13 protein-coding genes are annotated in these 18,787 nt (G+C 73.6%); 10 read left to right on the top strand and 3 right to left on the bottom strand.

Features of this window, described 5'->3' with window-relative positions; translation table 11 throughout:
* Position 1: 1 nt before the first annotated feature.
* On the bottom strand, positions 2 to 2,935 hold the full coding sequence (locus ADL29_RS01215; protein ID WP_053921927.1) for a lysylphosphatidylglycerol synthase transmembrane domain-containing protein: 2,934 nt from the start codon (positions 2,933 to 2,935) through the stop codon (positions 2 to 4).
* A gap of 200 nt (positions 2,936 to 3,135) precedes the next feature.
* Here ADL29_RS01215 and ADL29_RS01220 point away from each other — a divergent pair, with 200 nt between their 5' ends.
* The 5 genes from ADL29_RS01220 (at position 3,136) to nudC (ending at position 12,934) form a co-directional block, all read left to right on the top strand.
* Complete coding sequence (locus ADL29_RS01220; protein WP_053921928.1) at positions 3,136 to 3,495, top strand: MGMT family protein; 360 nt, start codon at positions 3,136 to 3,138, stop codon at positions 3,493 to 3,495.
* A gap of 170 nt (positions 3,496 to 3,665) precedes the next feature.
* A complete protein-coding gene (locus tag ADL29_RS01225; RefSeq protein ID WP_245689115.1) occupies positions 3,666 to 6,920 on the top strand; it encodes an ATP-dependent helicase in 3,255 nt (1,084 codons plus the stop codon).
* Positions 6,921 to 6,956: 36 nt separating this feature from the next.
* Complete coding sequence (locus ADL29_RS01230; protein WP_053921930.1) at positions 6,957 to 10,508, top strand: ATP-dependent DNA helicase; 3,552 nt, start codon at positions 6,957 to 6,959, stop codon at positions 10,506 to 10,508.
* A 10-nt stretch (positions 10,509 to 10,518) separates the two neighbouring features.
* Positions 10,519 to 11,925, top strand: a complete 1,407-nt coding sequence (locus tag ADL29_RS01235; RefSeq protein WP_053921931.1) for a dipeptidase — start codon at positions 10,519 to 10,521, stop codon at positions 11,923 to 11,925.
* A 73-nt stretch (positions 11,926 to 11,998) separates the two neighbouring features.
* Positions 11,999 to 12,934: an NAD(+) diphosphatase gene (gene nudC / locus ADL29_RS01240; RefSeq protein ID WP_046926114.1), complete on the top strand. Its 936-nt coding sequence runs from the start codon at positions 11,999 to 12,001 to the stop codon at positions 12,932 to 12,934.
* Positions 12,935 to 12,985: 51 nt separating this feature from the next.
* On the opposite strand, the gene ADL29_RS01245 is transcribed toward nudC, so the two are convergent.
* Entirely contained in the window at positions 12,986 to 13,243 is a 258-nt protein-coding gene (locus ADL29_RS01245) for a glutaredoxin family protein (protein WP_053921932.1), read from the bottom strand.
* A gap of 167 nt (positions 13,244 to 13,410) precedes the next feature.
* On the opposite strand from ADL29_RS01245, the gene ADL29_RS01250 reads away from it, so the two are divergent.
* From ADL29_RS01250 to ADL29_RS01270, 5 genes are all read left to right on the top strand, one after another.
* Positions 13,411 to 15,669, top strand: a complete 2,259-nt coding sequence (locus ADL29_RS01250) for an ATP-dependent DNA helicase UvrD2 (protein ID WP_078970643.1) — start codon at positions 13,411 to 13,413, stop codon at positions 15,667 to 15,669.
* A 146-nt stretch (positions 15,670 to 15,815) separates the two neighbouring features.
* Positions 15,816 to 16,142, top strand: coding sequence for a hypothetical protein (locus ADL29_RS01255; RefSeq protein ID WP_053921934.1), 327 nt, complete (start codon positions 15,816 to 15,818; stop codon positions 16,140 to 16,142).
* Between the two features lie 117 nt (positions 16,143 to 16,259).
* Positions 16,260 to 16,613, top strand: a complete 354-nt coding sequence (locus tag ADL29_RS01260; protein WP_030413462.1) for a WhiB family transcriptional regulator — start codon at positions 16,260 to 16,262, stop codon at positions 16,611 to 16,613.
* Positions 16,610 to 16,927: a hypothetical protein gene (locus tag ADL29_RS01265; RefSeq protein WP_046926110.1), complete on the top strand. Its 318-nt coding sequence runs from the start codon at positions 16,610 to 16,612 to the stop codon at positions 16,925 to 16,927. The genes ADL29_RS01260 and ADL29_RS01265 overlap by 4 nt, the downstream gene beginning before the upstream one ends.
* A 112-nt stretch (positions 16,928 to 17,039) precedes the next feature.
* Entirely contained in the window at positions 17,040 to 17,240 is a 201-nt protein-coding gene (locus ADL29_RS01270) for a hypothetical protein (RefSeq protein WP_053921935.1), read from the top strand.
* 60 nt (positions 17,241 to 17,300) lie between these two features.
* Here the strand turns inward: ADL29_RS01270 and ADL29_RS01275 are convergent, their stop codons facing one another.
* Positions 17,301 to 18,758, bottom strand: coding sequence for an ABC1 kinase family protein (locus tag ADL29_RS01275; RefSeq protein WP_053921936.1), 1,458 nt, complete (start codon positions 18,756 to 18,758; stop codon positions 17,301 to 17,303).
* Positions 18,759 to 18,787 lie beyond the last annotated feature (29 nt).

Here is an 18,787-nt window from a genome sequence, read left to right on the forward strand (position 1 = left end):
CTCAGATCTCACCCTTGCGGGTCAGATAGTTGAACGCCACCCAGCCCGGCAGCACCGGCAGCCAGAACACCATCAGCCGGAACAGCAGCACTGCCGGGAGCGCCGTACTGCCGGCGAGCCCGGCGACCGTCAGCGCACCGAGCAGCGCGGTTTCCACGGCGCCCAGACCGCCCGGTGTCGGGGCGGCCGAGCCCAGTGCGTTACCGGCGAGGAAGGCGACCGCGATGCTCGCGTAACTGATCTGGTCGCCGCCGCCGAACGCCCGGATCGAGGCGTCCAGGCACATCACGTTCGCCGCCGTCAGCAGCAGCATTCCGCCGATCCCCATGATCAGCTTCCGCGGCCGCTGGAGGATGTCCAGCATCCGCGGGACCACCCCGGCGAACAGCGACCGCACCCGCGTCGAGACGAACTTGCGCAGCGCCGGTACGGCGGTCACCACCAGGACCAGTACGGCCACCGTCAGCAGCCCGGCGATGACCGTACGGGACGGCGAGATCTGCGGTGCGTGCTCGGTGCCGGTCAGATAGCCGAAGGCCAGCAGCAGCGTGATGTGGCTTCCCAGCCCGAACAGCTGGGACGCGCCGACGCTGGCCACCGCGAGGCCCGGCCGGACCCCGGCGCGCTGGAGGAAGCGGGTGTTCAGCGCCACACCGCCGATCGCCGCGGGCGCCACCAGCTTCACGAAGTTGCCCGCGATCTGCGCGATGACCGTCTTGGCGAACGGCACCTTCTCGGTGACGAATCCCAGCAGGCTCATCGCCGCCGCGGGGTACGTCAGCGCCGAGAAGAACATCGCCACCAGGACCCACATCCACTGGGCCCTGTTGATCACATCGCCGATGTTGAAGTTGGCCAGCTGCGACAGCAGCAGATATACCGCCACCGCACCGGCGATCCAGCTGATCAGGATGCGCGGGCTCAGCCGCTCCAGCTTCGCCGGTTCGATCACCGCGGTCGGCCGGATCAGCAGCACCTGGCGGCGGATCTGGGCCAGCAGATCCTCCTCGCGGGCCTCCTCCGACGCCTCCTCCAGGGCGCGTTTCTCGGCGTTCTTCGCGGCGTGCCGCTCGGCCCGCAGCGTCTTGCGGTCCTTGGGGCCCTCCGCCTCGCGGGCCTCGCGGGCCTCCTTGGCGGCCTGCGAGGCGGCCAGTACGGCCTCGCGCTCCCGCTTGGAGCGCTCGCGGGCCAGCTGGTGCAGCGTGGCGCGGGTGGTGCGGCTGAGCGCGATCGGCTGGAGCAGCGGCAGGCTGTCGGCGACCGCGTCCGGCCCGAGCACCTCGACGGCCGCGGCGACCGCCCGCTCGGCCCCCGCCCGCAGCCCGCAGGTGGCGAGCAGCTGGGCGATGTCCATCCGCAGGACGAGGTCGCCGGCGGCGATCTCGCCGCCGCGCAGCTCGGTCAGAACGATATTGCCGGAACGATCCACCAGCAGCGCGTCGCCCACCAGCCGCCGGTGCGCGATCCGCCGCGACTGGAGCGACGCGACCTGCCGCCAGGCGCTGTGCATCAGTGCGTCGGTGATCTCCTCGTCGGCCAGTGAGTCGAAGGTGCGGCCGCCGATGTGCTCGTAGACCAGCATCACCGCGTCCGGGCCGAGTTCGGAGGTGGCGATCAGCTTGGGGGCGTTGGCGCCGGCCGCGATCGCGGCGTACGCCAGCAGCGCCTCCTGCTCGAGGGCCTGGCGCAGCGACTGGAGGCTGCGGCGCTGGTTGATGCCGCGCAGCGACAGCCGCCGCCAGACCCGGTAGAAGAAGCCCTGTGCCTGCTGTTCGCGGTCCACGACGGTGACGTCGATGGGCGGGCCGTCCTCCAGGGTGACGAGGTAGCGGCGGCCGCGGTCCGTGTGCTCGTTCTGCTCCGCGCTGGCGGCGTCCTCCGCGCGCATCGCGCTGACCGGGTGGAAGCCGACCCGGCGCAGCCCCGCGAGGAGGTTCTGGCCGGTGGGGCGGACGTTGGGGGAGCCGACGGCGTAGAGCGTGCCGTAGGCGACGGTCCAGCCGATCAGCAGGGTCGTGGCGATCGCGAACGGCGTGGAGTACCGCCCGACCAGCACCGCGACGACGTCCAGCAGCACCACGACCCACATCGCGACCCGCCAGCGCGGCCGCCGGGACATGCCCACCGCCGTCATATAGGCGATCACGGGCGCCAGATAGCTGTGCACCGGCGCCGACAGCGAGCCGTTCTCCAGGGGCTGGGTGAGCGCCGCCCTGATGGACGCAGGCGCCGCCTCGGCCACCCACAGATCGGTGGCCAGCGAGACGCCGTGCGCCAGTACGGCCGCCAGCACACCGTCCGCGATCCGCAGCCCGTCCCGCTTGATCAGCCGCTCGACGGCGAACGCCACCGGGACGATCAGCACCGCGATGCTGGACGTCAGCCCCGCCAGGTTGATCAGCAGCTCGGGGGCGGCCCCGAAGCCCTTGCCGATATCGCTCTTGAGGCCCTGGGTGGTGCCGTGCGCGAAGGTGGCAAGGGCCAGCACCACCGCGATCCCGACGATGCCCAGCAGCAGCCGCAGCAGGTCGGAGGGGCGGTGCACCCGGGCAGGCAGCAGCGGCTCGTCGCCGGAGACCCGGTCGACGTGGAACTCGCCGCGCTCGTCGGCGGTCAGGCCGTCGCGGTGCGAGCCCGTGCGGGGCGCGCCGGCGGCCGGCCCGCCGCCCTCGGACTGCGTGCCCTCGGTCTGCGTGCGCTCGTGGTGCTCTCGCTCCTTGTCCCTGGGCTGCGGCTCCTCCTCGTGCCGCGTGCGCGATGCGGGGTCCGCGGGCTCTTCCGGCCTCTCGGACGCCTCGGGTGGTTCGGCCTTCTTGATCGTGCTCGCCTTTTCCGTCGGCTTGGGGGCGCCGACGGCCAGCGCGTCAGGGGCGCCCGCCTCCCGTGGAGGCGCCGCACCCTGCTGCTCGGCCGTCTCTTCTTGATCTCGTATCACCAGTCACCGTCCGGAAGATGGTGGCACGGCCGACCAGCGGCGGGGGGCATCAGGGTGCATTTCGGGGGCACGGGAAGCGGAACGGCCTCCCCCGCCCCTGCCCTGCGCCGCGCCGCCGACACCGTGCCGGCGGACCTCCACGGCGGTCCCGGAGCGTGTGTCCGATCCCATTGTCGGTGCCGTGCGGCAGGATGGACCGAATGAGTGGGACCGGAGATACGGCAGCGGGCGGCGAACCCCCGGAGCTGCCCGCATACGCGGAACGGGTCCTCGCCGTCGCCGAGCTGATCCCGGCCGGGCGGGTGATGACGTACGGGGACGTGGCGGAGTGGCTCGAAGAGGGAGGCCCCAGGCAGGTCGGCCGGGTCATGGCGCTCTACGGTGGTGCGGTGCCCTGGTGGCGGGTGGTCCGCTCGGACGGCGTGCTCCTGCCCGGCCATGAGCTGCGCGCGCTGGCGCACTACCGCGAGGAGGGCACACCGCTGCGGGCGGCGTCGACGGCGGCCGAGGGCCACATACCGAAGCTGGACATGCGCCGGGCCCGATGGGACGGCACCTGAGCCGTCTGGCGTAGCGTCGTCCGGCACTGCCGTCACCCACCCCATCAAGATCAGCAACCCCACCAGGACCGGCGATCCACGTGAGCTCCTCTTTCCCGGCGTTCTCGGCCGTCCCGTCGACGCCGCCGCACCGGGCGGCACGGCGGGATGCCCCCGGCGCGTACCGACTGGTGCGCACCCCGCCGGTGCCGGTGGACCCTCCTGCCTTGGACGCAGCCCAGCGCGCCGTGGTTGACCACCGCCACGGCCCGCTCCTGGTGCTCGCCGGGCCCGGGACCGGAAAGACCACGACCCTGGTGGAGTCGGTGGCCCGCCGGGTGGGCGACGGCGCCGACCCGGAGCGGATCCTCGTCCTGACCTTCAGCCGCAAGGCCGCCGTGGAGCTCCGCGACCGGCTCGCGGCCCGGGTGGGCGCCGGCCGCGCCCCCCAGGCCACCACCTTCCACTCCTTCGCCTACGCCCTGGTCCGCGCCCACCAGGACGCCGACCTCTTCGCCGACCCGCTGCGCCTGCTCTCCGGCCCCGAGCAGGACCTCGTCGTCCGCGAACTCCTCGAAGGCCAGGCCGAGCTGGCCGGCGACGGCCGCGCCCGGATCGGCTGGCCGGACGAGCTGCGCGCCTGCCTGACCACCCGGGGCTTCGCCGACGAGGTCCGCGCGGTGCTCGCCCGCAGCCGCGAACTGGGCCTGGGCCCGGACGCCCTCGGCGCCTTCGCCCGCCGCACCGGCCGCCCCGACTGGAGCGCCGCCGCGGCCTTCCTGGCCGAATACCTCGACGTCCTGGACGGCCAGGGCGTGCTGGACTACGCCGAACTGATGCACCGCGCCGTCCTGCTCGCCGAGGAACCCCGCGTCGCGGCGCAGCTTGCGGCGGCCTACGACGCGGTCTACGTCGACGAGTACCAGGACACCGACGTCGCCCAGACACGGCTGCTGCACGCGCTGGCCGGCCACCGGGGCGCGCCCGGCACACCGGGCTCCCCGGGCCGTACGCTCCTCGCCTTCGGCGACCCCGACCAGTCGATCTACGCCTTCCGCGGCGCCGATGTGAACGGCATCCTCGACTTCCCCCAGGCCTTCCGGCGCGCCGACGGCACCCCCGCCCCGGTGGAGGTCCTGCGCACCTCCCGGCGCTCGGGCGCCGCCCTGCTGGCCGCGACGCGGCTGCTCACCCACCGGATGCCGCTCACCCGCCTGCCCGCGCAGAAGGTACGGGCGCACCGCGAGCTGACCGCGGTACGCGACGGCGGCCGGGCCGAGGCATACACCTACCCGACGCCGGGCGCCGAGCTCGACAACATCGCCGACATCCTGCGCCGCGCCCACCTGGAGGACGGTGTGCCCTGGCGCGAGATGGCCGTCCTCGTCCGCGCCGGAGGGCGCTCGATACCCGCCGTGCGCCGGGCGCTCACCTCCGCCGGGGTGCCCCTCGACATCGACGGCGACGATCTCCCGCTGCGCCACGAACCGGCCGTCGGCCCCCTCCTGACGGCGCTGCGGACGGCGGCGCGCGCCGTCCTGGACGACGACCCGGCTGTCCATGTCGGCTCTCTCGACACCGAGACCGCCCTCGACCTGCTGACCTCCCCCCTGGGCGGCATGGACTCCGCCGACCTCCGCCGCCTGGGGCGCGCGCTGCGCGAGGAGGAGCGGGCGGCCGGCGAGGCGCTGCCCCGCCCCTCCGACGAGCTGATCGCCCGCGCACTCGCCGAACCCGAGCGCCTGGTGGCGCACGATCCGGCGTACGCCCGTGGCGCCCAGCGGCTCGGCCTGCTGCTGCGCAAGGCCCGCGAGCTGCTCGCCGGCGGCGGCACCGCCGAGGAGGCCCTGTGGGAGCTGTGGGACGGCACCCCGTGGCCGGGCCGTCTGGAGCGCGCCGCCCGGCGCGGCGGCGCGGCCGGCCGCAACGCCGACCGCGACCTGGACGCCGTGGTCGCCCTCTTCGAGACCGCGGCCCGCGCCGAGGAGCGCACCGGCGGCCGCGGCGCCCTCAACTTCCTGGAGGAGCTGGCCGCCCAGGACATCGCCGCGGACACGCTGACGCGCCGCACCGTACGGCCCGACGCCGTACGGCTGATGACCGCCCACCGTGCCAAGGGCCTGGAATGGCACCTCGTGGTCGTCGCCGGGGTCCAGGAGGGCCTCTGGCCCGACCTGCGCCGCCGCGGCTCGCTCCTGGAGGCGGACCGGATCGGCCGCGACGGCCTGGCCGAACCCCTCACCCCGGGCGCGCTGCTCGCCGAGGAACGCCGGCTGTTCTACGTGGCCGCGACCCGCGCCCGCGAGCGCCTGGTGGTGACCGCCGTCAAGGCCGCCGCCGACGACGGCGACCAGCCCTCCGGCTTTCTGACCGAGCTCGGCGTCACCCCCCAGGACGTCACCGGCCGCCCCCGCCGCCCCCTCTCGGTCGCCGCCCTGGTCGCCGAGCTGCGCGCCACCACCGTCGACCCGGCCGCCACCGAGGCGCTGCGCGACGCCGCCGCCCGGCGCCTCGCCAAACTGGCCGCGCTGACCGACGACGACGGCCACCCCTTGGTGCCCGCCGCCCACCCCGACAGCTGGTGGGGCCTGCACGAGCCCACCCACAGCGGCGTCCCGCTGCGCGACCGCGACCGGCCCGTGGTGCTCTCCGGCAGCGCCCTGGACCAGCTCGCCAACACCTGCTCCCTCCAGTGGTTCCTGGGCCGCGAGGTCAAGGCGGACAAGCCCGCCACCGCCGCCCAGGGCTTCGGCAACGTCGTCCACGTCCTCGCCGACGAGGTCGCCTCCGGGCGCAGCCCCGCCGACCTCGGCGTCCTGATGGAGCGCCTGGACTCCGTCTGGGAGGCCCTCGCCTTCGACGCCCCCTGGAAGTCCCGCCAGGAGAAGGACGCCGCCAGGGCCGCCCTCGAACGGTTTCTGCACTGGCACGTCATGGCACGCGACACCCAGGGCCGGGACGCCGTCGCCAGCGAGCACGCCTTCGACGTCACCCTCGCCGCCGGTGCCTACGAGGTCCGCATCCGCGGCAGCATGGACCGCGTGGAGCGGGACGCCCAGGGCCGCGCGTACGTCGTCGACTTCAAGACCGGCAAACAGAAGCCCACCGGCCCCGAGGTCGCCCGCCACCCCCAGCTCGCCGTCTACCAGCTCGCGGTCCGCGAGGGCGCGGTCGACGACGCCTTCGAGGGACGCACCCCCGACCCCGGTGGCGCGGAGCTGGTCCATCTGCGCCTCGGCGCGCCCCAGAAGGAGGGCGGCGACGCGCTGCCCGCCGTACAGACGCAGCCGCCGCCGGACGGCGAATGGGTCGGTGAGCTGCTCGCCACCGCCGCCGGCCGGGTCCTGGAGGAACGGTTCACACCTACGACCGGGACGCACTGCACGCACTGCGCCTTCCGGGCCTCGTGCAGCGCCCAGCCGGAGGGCCGGCACATTGTGGAGTGAGCCGGAGGAGGCCGTACGGGACCCGGCCCGCCGCGAATGTCAGTGCCGCCCGTTACGGTTTCGGATGTGCCAGCCCGCATCACCGACCCCGAGCAGCTCAAGGAGCTCCTCGGCATCCCGTTCACTCCGGAGCAGACGGCGTGCATCACCGCCCCGCCCGCCCCGCAGGTCATCGTGGCCGGAGCCGGATCCGGCAAGACGACGGTGATGGCCGCGCGGGTGGTGTGGCTGGTGGGCACCGGCCAGGTCGCCCCCGAGGAAGTTCTCGGGCTGACGTTCACCAACAAGGCCGCGGGCGAGCTCGCCGAGCGGGTGCGCGCCGCCCTGCTCAAGGCGGGCGTCACGGACCCCGAAGCCGTCCCGGGCACGGACCAGCCGCCCGGAGAGCCCCGGATCTCCACCTACCACGCCTTCGCCGGCCAGCTCCTGAAGGACCACGGCCTGCGCATCGGCCTCGAGCCCAGCGCCCGCCTCCTGGCCGACGCCACCCGCTTCCAGCTCGCCGCCCGCGTCCTGCGCGCCGCCCCCGGCCCGTATCCGGCCCTCACCAAATCCCTGCCCGCGCTGGTGGAGGACCTCCTCGCCCTGGACGGCGAGCTCGCCGAACACCTGGTGGACCCGGCCCGCCTCGATGCGTACGACAGCGACCTCCTCGCCACCCTGGACGGCATCCGGCTCACCAACGCCGACCTGCGCAAGGTCCCCGAAACCGCCCGCGCCCGCCGCGAGCTCCTGGGTCTCGTCGGCGCCTACCGCGACGAGAAGCGCCGCCGCGATCTGCTCGACTTCGGCGACCAGATCGCCCTGTCGGCCACCCTCGCCACCACCCGCCCCGAGGTCGGCCAGGCCCTGCGCGACACTTTCCGCGTCGTCCTCCTGGACGAGTACCAGGACACCTCCGTCGCCCAGCGGCTCCTGCTGTCCGGACTGTTCGGCGCCGGGACCGGCGGCGGCAGCCCCACCGGGCATGCCGTCACCGCCGTCGGCGACCCCTGCCAGGCCATCTACGGCTGGCGCGGCGCCTCCGTCGCCAACCTCGACGACTTCCCCCGCCACTTCCCCTTCCGGGACGGCACCCCCGCCCGCCGCTTCGCCCTCAGCGAGAACCGCCGCAGCGGCGGCCGCCTCCTCGGCCTCGCCAACGGCCTCGCCGCTCCGCTGCGCCGGATGCACGAAGGCGTCGAAGCGCTGCGCCCCGCCCCCGGCGCCGAGCGCGACGGCACGGTCCGCTGCGCCCTGCTGCCCACCCACGCCGAGGAGCTGGCCTGGCTCGCCGACTCCCTCGCCCACCTCGTCCGGACGGGCACCCCGCCCGGCGAGATCGCCGTCCTGTGCCGCACCGCCGGCGATTTCGCCCGTATCCAGGGCGAACTGGTCGCCCGCGACATCCCCGTCGAGGTCGTCGGCCTCTCCGGACTCCTCCACCTCCCCGAGATCGCCGACCTCGTCGCCGTCTGCGAGGTGCTCCAGGATCCCACCGCCAACGCCTCCCTGGTCCGCCTCCTGACCGGCCCCCGCTGGCGCATCGGCCCCCGCGACCTCGCCCTCCTGGGCCGCCGCGCCCGCACGCTCGTCCACCAGGGCGCGCCTTCCGGCGACCCCGACCAGCGGCTCGCCGAAGCCGTCGAGGGCACCGACCCGGCCGAGACCCTCTCCCTGGCCGACGCCCTCGACACCTTCCTGGAGGCCGACGGCCCCGACGACGGCCTGCCCTTCTCCGCCGAGGCCCGGGTCCGCTTCGCCCGCCTGGCCACCGAGCTCCGCGACCTGCGCCGCTGTCTGGCCGACCCGCTGATGGACGTCCTCCACCGGGTCCTGACCACCACCGGCCTGGAGGTCGAGCTCTCCGCCTCGCCGCACGCCCTCGCCGCCCGCCGCCGCGAAACCCTCGGCACCTTCCTCGACATCGCGGCCGGTTTCGCCGCCCGACAGGGCGGCACGGCCCTCGACGGCGAGGCCTCGCTGCTGGCTTTCCTGGGCTTCCTGCGCACGGCCGTCCAGCACGAAAAGGGCCTCGACAGCTCCCTCCCCGGCGGCGACAACACCGTCAAGGTGCTCACCGCCCACAAGTCCAAGGGCCTGGAATGGGACGTCGTCGCCGTCCCCGGGCTGGTCGCCAAGCAGTTCCCCAGCGAGCAGTCCCGCGAGTCCTGGATCACCCAGCCCAAGGTCCTGCCGCACGCCCTGCGCGGCGACGCCGCCACCCTCCCCGACGTCGGGGAATGGGCCGCCCGCGGCCTGAAGACCTTCAAGGAGGCGATGAAGGACCACCAGGAGACCGAGGAACTCCGCCTGGGCTATGTCACCTTCACCCGCCCCCGCTCCCTCCTCCTGGGCTCCGGCCACTGGTGGGGCCCCAGCCAGAAGCGCCCCCGGGGCCCGTCCGCCTTCCTCGACGCCCTCCGTGCCCACTGCGAGGCCGGCCACGGCGAGATCGAGGCCTGGGCCGACGCCCCGGAGCAGGACGCCGAGAACCCCGCCCTCACCGAGGCCGCCGCCGAACAGGCCTGGCCGCTGCCCCTGGACCCCGCCGCCACCGCCCGGCGGCGGGCCGCGGCGGCCAGGGTCCGGGGCCACTTGGCGCGGCCGGAGCAAGCGGTGCCTTCGGTCCCCGCCCCCGGGTCCCTCTTCGCCGACGACCCGGAGTGGCCCCCGCCGCCGTACGACGAGCCGTATGAGGAGCCGTATGAGGAGCCGTTCGACGAGCCGTACGACGCTCCCCGCGACCCCTGCGAGGACGCCGGGCCGTACGAAGATCCACACCCCGCCCCCCGCATCATCGCCCAGCGCACCGCCCCACCGGCCGCCCTCGAGGACACCGCCCGCGCCCTCCTCCCCGAGGAGCGCCGGACGGTGGCCTCCTGGGACCGCGATCTCGACGCCCTCGCCGACGAGCTGCGCCGTTCCCGGGCCACGGTCCGCGACGTCCCGCTGCCGCCCTCCCTCAGCGCCACCCAGCTGCTCCACCTCGCCCGCGACCCGGACGGCTTCGCCCGTGAGCTGGCCCGTCCCCTGCCGCGCCCGCCGCAGCCCGGCGCCCGCCGGGGCACCCGCTTCCACGCCTGGGTCGAGTCCCGTTTCGAGGAGCTCACCCTGCCGCTGCTCGGCCCCGACGAGCTCCCCGGCGACGAACCGGACCACGCCGAGATCGCCGACGAACACGAGCTGGAGGCCCTGAAGGAGGCCTTCGCCCGCACCCCGTACGCCCACCGCACCCCGTACCGCGTCGAGGCCCCCTTCCAGCTGACCCTGGCCGGCCGGGTCATCCGCGGCCGTATCGACGCCGTCTACAAGGAGCGCGGTGCGGGCGGCCGGGACCGCTTCGAGATCGTCGACTGGAAGACCAGCCGGGCCCAGCCCCGCGGCCGGGGCCCCCTGCGCACCCCGGGCGCCGACCCCCTCCAGCTCGCCATCTACCGCCTTGCCTGGGCCGAGCGCCACGGCCTGCCGCCCTCCGCCGTGGGCGCCGCCTTCGTCTATGTCCGCAGCGGCGAGGTCGTCCGGCCCCGGCGGCTGCCCGGCCGGGCCGGGCTCGAGCGCATCCTGCTCGGTGAGACCGACGACCGTCCTCCCCCGGAGGGCCGATAGGCTCGGCCGTATGAGCACCACCCCGGACAGCGCCGTCCGCGCGTACATCGCCGGCCACCGCGAAGCGTTCCTCGACGACCTCGCCGACTGGCTGCGCATCCCCTCCGTGTCCGCCGACCCGGACCGCGCCCCCGATGTGCGCCGCAGCGCCGAATGGCTCGCCGCCAAGCTGACCGGCACGGGCTTCCCCGTCGCCGAGATCTGGGAAACCGACGGCGACGGCCTGCCCGCGGTCTTCGCCGAGTGGCCCTCCGGCGACCCGGCCGCGCCGACCGTGCTCGTCTACGGCCACCACGACGTCCAGCCCGCCGCCCGTGAGGACGGCTGGCACACCGACCCCTTCGAGCCGGTGACCGTCGGCGGCCGGCTCTACGCCCGCGGCGCCGCCGACGACAAGGGCCAGGTGTTCTTCCACACCCTGGGCGTCCGCGCGCACCTCGCCGCCACCGGCCGCAGTGCCCCCGCCGTCAACCTCAAGCTGCTCATCGAGGGCGAGGAGGAGTCCGGCTCCCCGAACTTCCCGGCCCTGGTCCAGAAGCACGCCGACCGCCTCGCCTGCGACGCCGTGATCGTCTCCGACACCGGCATGTGGGCCGCGGACACCCCCACGGTCTGCACCGGCATGCGCGGTCTGACGGACTGCCAGATCGATCTCTACGGCCCCGACCAGGACATCCACTCCGGCTCCTTCGGCGGCGCGGTGCCCAACCCCGCCACCGAGGCCGCCCGGCTGGCCGCCGCGCTGCACGACGATGACCGCCGCGTCGCGATCCCCGGCTTCTACGACGGCGTCGTCGAGCTCACCGACCGCGAGCGCGAACTCTTCGCCGAGCTGCCCTTCGACGAGGCGCAGTGGCTGCGCACCGCGCACTCCCACGCCGCCCTCGGCGAGGCCGGCAGCACGACCCTGGAGCGCATCTGGGCCCGCCCCACCGCCGAGGTCAACGGCATCGCCGGCGGCTATCAGGGCCCCGGCGGCAAGACCATCGTCCCGTCCGCCGCCCAGCTCAAGCTCTCCTTCCGCCTCGTCGCCGGGCAGGACGCGGCCGCCGTCCAGCAGTCCGTACGCGACTGGGCCGCCGCCCGCCTCCCGGCCGGCATCCGCCACGAGATCACCTTCTGGGGCGCCACCCGCCCCTGTCTGACCCCGCTCGACCACCCCGCGCTCCAGTCCGTCGTCCGCGCCATGGGACGGGCCTTCGGCCGGAAGATCCGCTTCACCCGTGAGGGCGGCTCGGGCCCGGCCGCCGACCTCCAGGACGTCCTCGGCGTCCCGGTCCTCTTCCTCGGCATCTCCGTCCCGTCCGACGGCTGGCACGCACCGAACGAGAAGGTCGAGCTCGACCTGCTGATGAAGGGCGTCGAGACCGCCGCCCACCTGTGGGGCGACCTGGCGGAGACCTGGCGCAGGCCTTGACCGCGCGCCCCGCCGCCCCGCTCCGCGCCGTATGCAGCAATCACCCACGCCACAGGGGGAGTTGGAAACAGCAGTGACCACCTGGACCGACCACAGCACCGACCGGCCGATCACCTTCAGCGCACCGAGCGGAATCGACCGGGCCGCTCACCACCGCCTGGACGAGGCGTGGCTGGCGGCGGCCTGGAGCCACCCGACGACCCGTGTCTTCGTGGTGTCCGGAGGCCAGGCGCTGATCGACGACACCCCCGACGGCCGCACCGAACTGATCATGACGCCGTCCTTCGAGGCGCCGCTGACCGAGGCCCACCGCTACTACCTCGGCACCGACGACGACGGCGTCAGCTACTTCGCCCTCCAGAAGGACGCCCTTCCCGGCCGGATGGACCAGTCCGCCCGCCCGGCGGGCCTGCGCGAGGCGGGACTGCTGCTGTCCCCCCGCGACGCCGGACTCCTCGTGCACGCCGTCGCCCTCGAGAACTGGCAGCGTCTGCACCGCTTCTGCTCACGCTGCGGCGAGCGCACCGTCATCGCGGCCGCGGGCCATATCCGCCGCTGCCCGGCCTGCGGCGCCGAGCACTACCCGCGCACCGACCCGGCCGTGATCATGCTCGTGACGGACGAGGAGGACCGCGCGCTCCTGGGCCGCCAGGTCCACTGGCCCGAGGGCCGCTTCTCCACCCTCGCCGGCTTCGTCGAGCCCGGCGAGTCCATCGAGCAGTCCGTCGCCCGCGAGGTCTTCGAGGAGGCGGGCGTCGTCGTCGGCGACGTGGAGTACATCGCCAGCCAGCCCTGGCCCTTCCCCTCCAGCCTGATGCTCGGCTTCATGGCCCGCGCCACGTCCTCCGAGATCCAGGTCGACGGCGAGGAGATCGAGGAGGCCCGCTGGTTCTCCCGCGAGGACCTGCGCGCCGCCTTCGAATCCGGCGAGGTCCTCCCGCCGTACGGCATCTCCATCGCCGCCCGGCTCATCGAGCTCTGGTACGGCAAGCCGCTGCCCAAGCCCTGACGACGCCGCCCCCTCCGGTGAGCCGGCCGGAGGGGGCGTGGCGTGCGCGGGTCAGACCGCGAGGGCCTGCTTGACCTGGGCCAGGCTCGGGTTCGTCATCACGATGTTCTCGCCGCCGCCCGGGGGGACCACCAGGACGGTGGGCACCGTCTGGTTGCCGCCGTTCGCCTTCTCCACGAAGGCCGCCGACTCCGGATCCTGCTCGATGTTGATCTCGGTGTACGCGATCTTCTCGCGATCCATCTGGCTCTTCAGCCGACGGCAGTATCCGCACCAGGTCGTGCTGTACATCGTCACCGTGCCCGCCATGCGCCCCGCGCTCCTCACATCTCGTCGTGCAAGCCGCCCCGGACCCGGTGCCCAGGGCGGCGACTGGGGGGTCAACGCTCGGGGGCCCCGAACCATTCCCGCCCCCTCGGTGCCGGGGCCTGTGGACAACTTTCCGCACCGCTTCGCGGACCTGGCAGCATGGCGGGGTGACACCAGCAACGCACTCGTCTCTTTTCCCGCAGGTCCCCGCGGCGTCCCAGTTTCCGGCGATGCCGGAGGGGGCCGACGCGGTGCTCGCCGGGCTCGACCCCGAGCAGCGCGAGGTCGCGACGGCCCTGCACGGTCCGGTGTGCGTGCTGGCCGGAGCCGGGACGGGAAAGACCCGTGCGATCACCCACCGGATCGCCTACGGCGTCCGGGCCGGGATCCTGCAGCCGGCCAGTGTGCTCGCCGTCACCTTCACCGCCCGCGCGGCCGGCGAGATGCGGGGGCGGCTGCGGCAGCTGGGCGCGGGCGGCGTCCAGGCCCGGACGTTCCACTCCGCGGCCCTGCGGCAGCTGCAGTTCTTCTGGCCCAAGGCCGTGGGCGGGGAGGTCCCGCGGCTGCTCGAGCGCAAGGTCCAGTCCGTCGCCGAGGCCGCTGCCCGCTGCCGCATCCGGCTCGACCGCAGCGAGCTGCGGGACGTCACCGCCGAGATCGAGTGGTCCAAGGTCACCCAGACCGTGCCCGCCGACTATCCGGCCGCGGTCGCCAAGGCCGGGCGCCAGGCCCCGCGCGACCCGGCCGAGATCGGGCAGATCTACGGGACGTACGAGCAGCTCAAGCGCGACCGGGGCGTCATCGACTTCGAGGATGTGCTGCTTCTCACGGTCGGAGTGCTGCAGGACCGGCAGGACATCGCCGAGCAGGTCCGGGCGCAGTACCAGCACTTCGTGGTGGACGAGTACCAGGACGTCAGCCCGCTCCAGCAGCGGCTGCTGGAGCTGTGGCTGGGGGACCGCGACAGCCTCTGCGTGGTCGGCGACGCCAGCCAGACGATCTACAGCTTCACCGGCGCCACCCCGGACCATCTGCTCGACTTCCGTACCCGCCATCCGCACGCCACGGTCGTCCGGCTCGTCCGCGACTACCGCTCCACCCCGCAGGTCGTCCACCTCGCCAACGGCCTGCTCACCCAGGCCAGGGGCCGCGCCGCCGAACACCGCCTGGAGCTGGTCTCGCAGCGCGCGGCCGGACCGGAGCCCGCCTATGTGGAGTACGCCGACGAGCCGGCCGAGGCGGAGGGCACGGCCCGCCGCATCCGCGACCTCATCGCCTCCGGGGTCCCGGCCGGCGAGATCGCCGTCCTCTTCCGTATCAACGCCCAGTCCGAGGTCTACGAACAGGCGCTGGCCGACGCCGGCGTGCCCTACCAGCTGCGCGGGGCCGAGCGGTTCTTCGAACGGCCCGAGGTGCGCGAGGCCGGGGTCAAGCTGCGCGGCGCCGCCCGCTTCGGCGGCAATGACGCGCTGCTCGACGACGCGGTGGGCCTGCCGTCCGAGGTGCGGGCGGTGCTCAGCGACATGGGCTGGACGAGCGAGCCGCCCGCCGGGTCCGGGGCGGTGCGCGAGCGCTGGGAATCCCTGGCGGCGCTGGTACGGCTCGCCGAGGAGTTCGCCGCGGCGCGCCCCGGGGCCACCCTCGCCGACCTCGTCGCCGAGCTCGACGAGCGGGCCGCCGCCCAGCACGCCCCGGCCGTCGAGGGCGTGACGCTGGCCTCGCTGCACGCCGCGAAGGGCCTGGAGTGGGACGCCGTCTTCCTGGTGGGCCTCACCGAAGGCATGATGCCGATCACCTACGCCAAGACCGACGAGCAGCTGGAGGAGGAGCGCCGGCTCCTGTACGTGGGAGTGACCCGCGCCCGCCGCCATCTCGCGCTGTCGTGGTCGCTGGCCCGCTCGCCCGGCGGCCGTGCCGTGCGCCGCCCCAGCCGGTTCCTCAGCGGGCTGCGGCCCGGCTCCGGGCCGACGGCCGGGCGCCGGGCGCCCGGTGGCGCCGCAGGCGGTGTCGAGCGCGGCGGCGCGGCGCCGGGGGCCGGGGCGAGCCGGCGCAGGGACCGCCGTCCGGCCCGCTGCCGGGTCTGCAACAAGACCCTGACGGACGCCGGCGAGATGAAGCTGATGCGCTGTGAGGACTGCCCGTCGGAGATGAACGAGGAGCTCTACGAGCGGCTGCGGGACTGGCGCGCCCAACAGGCCGCCCGAACGCGGCAGCCGGCGTACTGCGTCTTCACCGACAAGACCCTGATGGCGATTTCCGAGGCGGTTCCGGGAACCGAAGCGGAGCTTGCCGGCATCTCAGGAGTGGGACGGCGAAAGCTGGACCGCTACGGGGCAGATGTGCTGGCACTCTGCGCCGGCGAGGAACTCGTGGACGTGCCGGAGGAGGCATCCGAAGGCGCCGCGGAAAACTCGTCGGAAAAATAGTTTGCGTGTGTGGAGCACAGCCCCATAGCCTTCACAAGCAACGGAGACAACGGAATCTTCCGAGATCCGATGGATCCGTGCTGTACTTGAACAAGCCTGGAACGGGATTTCCCGGTCCACCGAGACGCCGAGAGGAGGCGAGCCCAGTGATCAGCTTCATCGAGACCAACAAAATGACCGATCTCTCGGTCGTCGCCACCTGCACCCTCGGCTCCTCGCTCCTGGGCACCGGTCTGTCCGGCTCCGGCCGCCTTTCCGGCTCCCTGGTCGCGCGCCCCGAGATTCTCCCTGTGCTGACGCGCAGTGAGCGCACCGAGCGACCGACCGAGGCACCTGCGGCAGTAGCAGTGGCGGCTGGGGCGAATGCCTTTGCCTTCGCGGCGGCCAACGGTGCCGAATCCCGGAAGCAGTACCAGAAGCAGCATGAAATGTGGGCCTACCGCGGCCTCGAACCCTGGAGAGATCCAGCCTGATCGGCAGATCAGGTCGGCACCTTCCAGGGCCGCGGAACCCACACCGGGATCCGCGGCCCTTTTGTTTGCCCCACACGCCTGCCACCAGCGGGCCACCACAGACGAGGAACACACACCGTGCAACTCCAGACGCACACCCCGTCCGTAGCCACCGACCTGATCCCTCCGCCCGACCCCCAGGAGAACTCCTTGCTGCCCCTCACCGAGCTCGACGACGAGATCGACCGCCTCGGCGCCGCTGTTCCGTGCCGCACCTACGACCCCGAGGTCTTCTTCGCCGAGTCCCCGGCCGACGTCGAGTACGCCAAGACCCTGTGCCAGAGCTGTCCGGTCCGTGAGGCCTGCCTCGCCGGCGCCAAGGACCGCCGCGAGCCGTGGGGCGTCTGGGGCGGCGAGCTCTTCGTCCAGGGCGTTGTCGTGCCCCGGAAGCGTCCGCGTGGCCGTCCGCGCAAGAACCCGGTCGCGGCATGAACACCACCGGCACAGGAACGATCGACCGTCCCGTCACACGGGATCCCAAGAAGCAGGACCCCACGATGAACCCCACCTTCACCCACACACCCGTCCCCGTGAACGCCGACGCGATCGAGTCGCGTCAGAACAGGAACCACGCCATGCAACTCATCCCAGAAGCCCTGGCACGTGCGCATATGCATGAACGCCTGCGGGAGGCCGAGTCCGAACGCAGGGCGCATCGGCTCGCCGCCGCGCGGCGTATGCAGCGGCGTGCCGAGCGCGCGTCGCTGCGTGCCCGCCGGGCGCTGGCCATGGCCGTGATGCAGTAACGGTCGTGATGCAGTAACGGGGGTCTGCATCCTTCGCACGGGGTCCGTCCGACAGGGCGGGCCCCGTGCGGCGTTGTGTCCCGGTTGATGCCGCTCGCGGGGATATCGTCGGATGGTGGAACAGAAGACGCATGAACGGGCGGAGTTGACCGGCGACCACACCGTGTGCGCCGGCTGCGGCGCGGTCGCCGAGGGCACACCGCCGACCTGGACCTGCTCCGTCGAGAACGGCGAGCGCCGATACTTCTGCGAGGCCTGCGCGCGGGAGAACATCCGGGCCATCGAGGGCCGCCTGGACTCCAGCTGGTGGTGAGTGCGGGCGGCCGGAGCGGGCGGTGACCGGCGCGCCGCCCGCTGCTGTGGCCCGGCGCGCTCAGGCCCGGCTATCCCCGGCGGTCTCCGCGATGGTCTCCGCGTCGAGACCCCCGTCGAGATTCCCGTCGAGGTCCGCCTCGATGTCCGCGCCGGGGTCCGCTTCCTCCGCCGTGGCCTCCTCCGCCACGAACCCGGGCAGCCAGGCCTCCAGCTCGTCCCGCAGCCGGACCGTCGCCCCCAGCTGGCACAGCACCCCGATCGTGCTCAAGGTCACACGGTGGATCAGCAGATACGCCGGCGGCAGATTGAGCCGCTTGCCCAACTGATAGGCGGGGGAGCGGGGATCGCCGACCCGGGTCGCCTGACGGCGCATCCAGTCGCGGGTGAAGGTGAACTCCTCCGCCTGCGCCGGTTCGATGATCGGCAGCAGATAGTCCAGGACCGCGTCCGGGTCCAGCTCGATGGTCTCCTTGACGAAGCCCTCCTCGCACAGCAGCTGATAGACCGCGTCCGCCTCGCCGTCCAGCGTCATCCGCAGCGAGGTGCCGATGGTCGGCGGCAGGCCCTCGGGCAGCCGGTCCACGGTGCCGAAGTCCAGCACCCCCAGCCGCCACTGTCCGGCGGGCCCGTCCGGGTCGTCCCCGGGCAGCAGCCGGAAGTTGCCCGGGTGCGGGTCGGCGTGCAGCAGGCCCGTGCGGGCCGGGCCGGAGAACAGGAACCGGGCCAGGAGCTGACCGGCCCGGTCCCGCTGCTCCTCGGTGCCGTCCTTGATCACCTCCGACAGCGGTACGCCCTCCATCCACTCCGTCACCAGCACCTGGTCGCTCTGATGGACGACGGCCGGCACGACCACGTCCGGGTCCTCGGCGAACTCCTCGGCATGCGCCCGCTGGGCCTCGGCCTCCAGGGCGTAGTCCAGCTCCTCGGAGACCCGGTCGCGCAGCTCGGTGATCAGCGGTTTGATGTCCATGCCCGGGATCAGCGGCCCCAACAGCCGCGCGAACCGGCTGAGCTGGGCGAGATCCGACAGCAGTGCCTGACCGGCCCCCGGGTACTGCACCTTGACGGCCACCTCGCGGCCGTCGTGCCATACGGCCCGGTGCACCTGCCCGATGGACGCGGCGGCGGCCGGCTTGTCCTCGAACTCCTCGAACAGCGTCCGCCAGTCGTCACCGAGCCGCTCGGCGAGCACCGAGTGCACCGTGCTGGTGGGCATCGGCGGCGCCGCTTCCTGCAGCTTTGTCAGCGCGGCACGGTACGGCCCGGCGATCTCCTCGGGCAGCGCGGATTCGAACACGGACAGCGCCTGCCCGAACTTCATCGCACCGCCCTTCAGCTCGCCGAGCACCTTGAAGAGCTGCTCCGCGGTGCGCTGTTGCAGCTCACGGCCGACGAGCTCGGCCGATCGGCCCCCTATCCGCTTGCCCAGGCCCCAGGTGGCACGGCCGGCGAACCCCAGTGGCAGCGCGGCCAGCTTGGCGGTGCGGGTGACCGCCTTGCGGGGAAGATCAGACATGCGCCCCTCCAACTCACACTGTCCCCTAC

Origin of the sequence: Streptomyces chattanoogensis, assembly GCF_001294335.1 — a bacterium.
GTDB lineage: Bacteria > Actinomycetota > Actinomycetes > Streptomycetales > Streptomycetaceae > Streptomyces > Streptomyces chattanoogensis.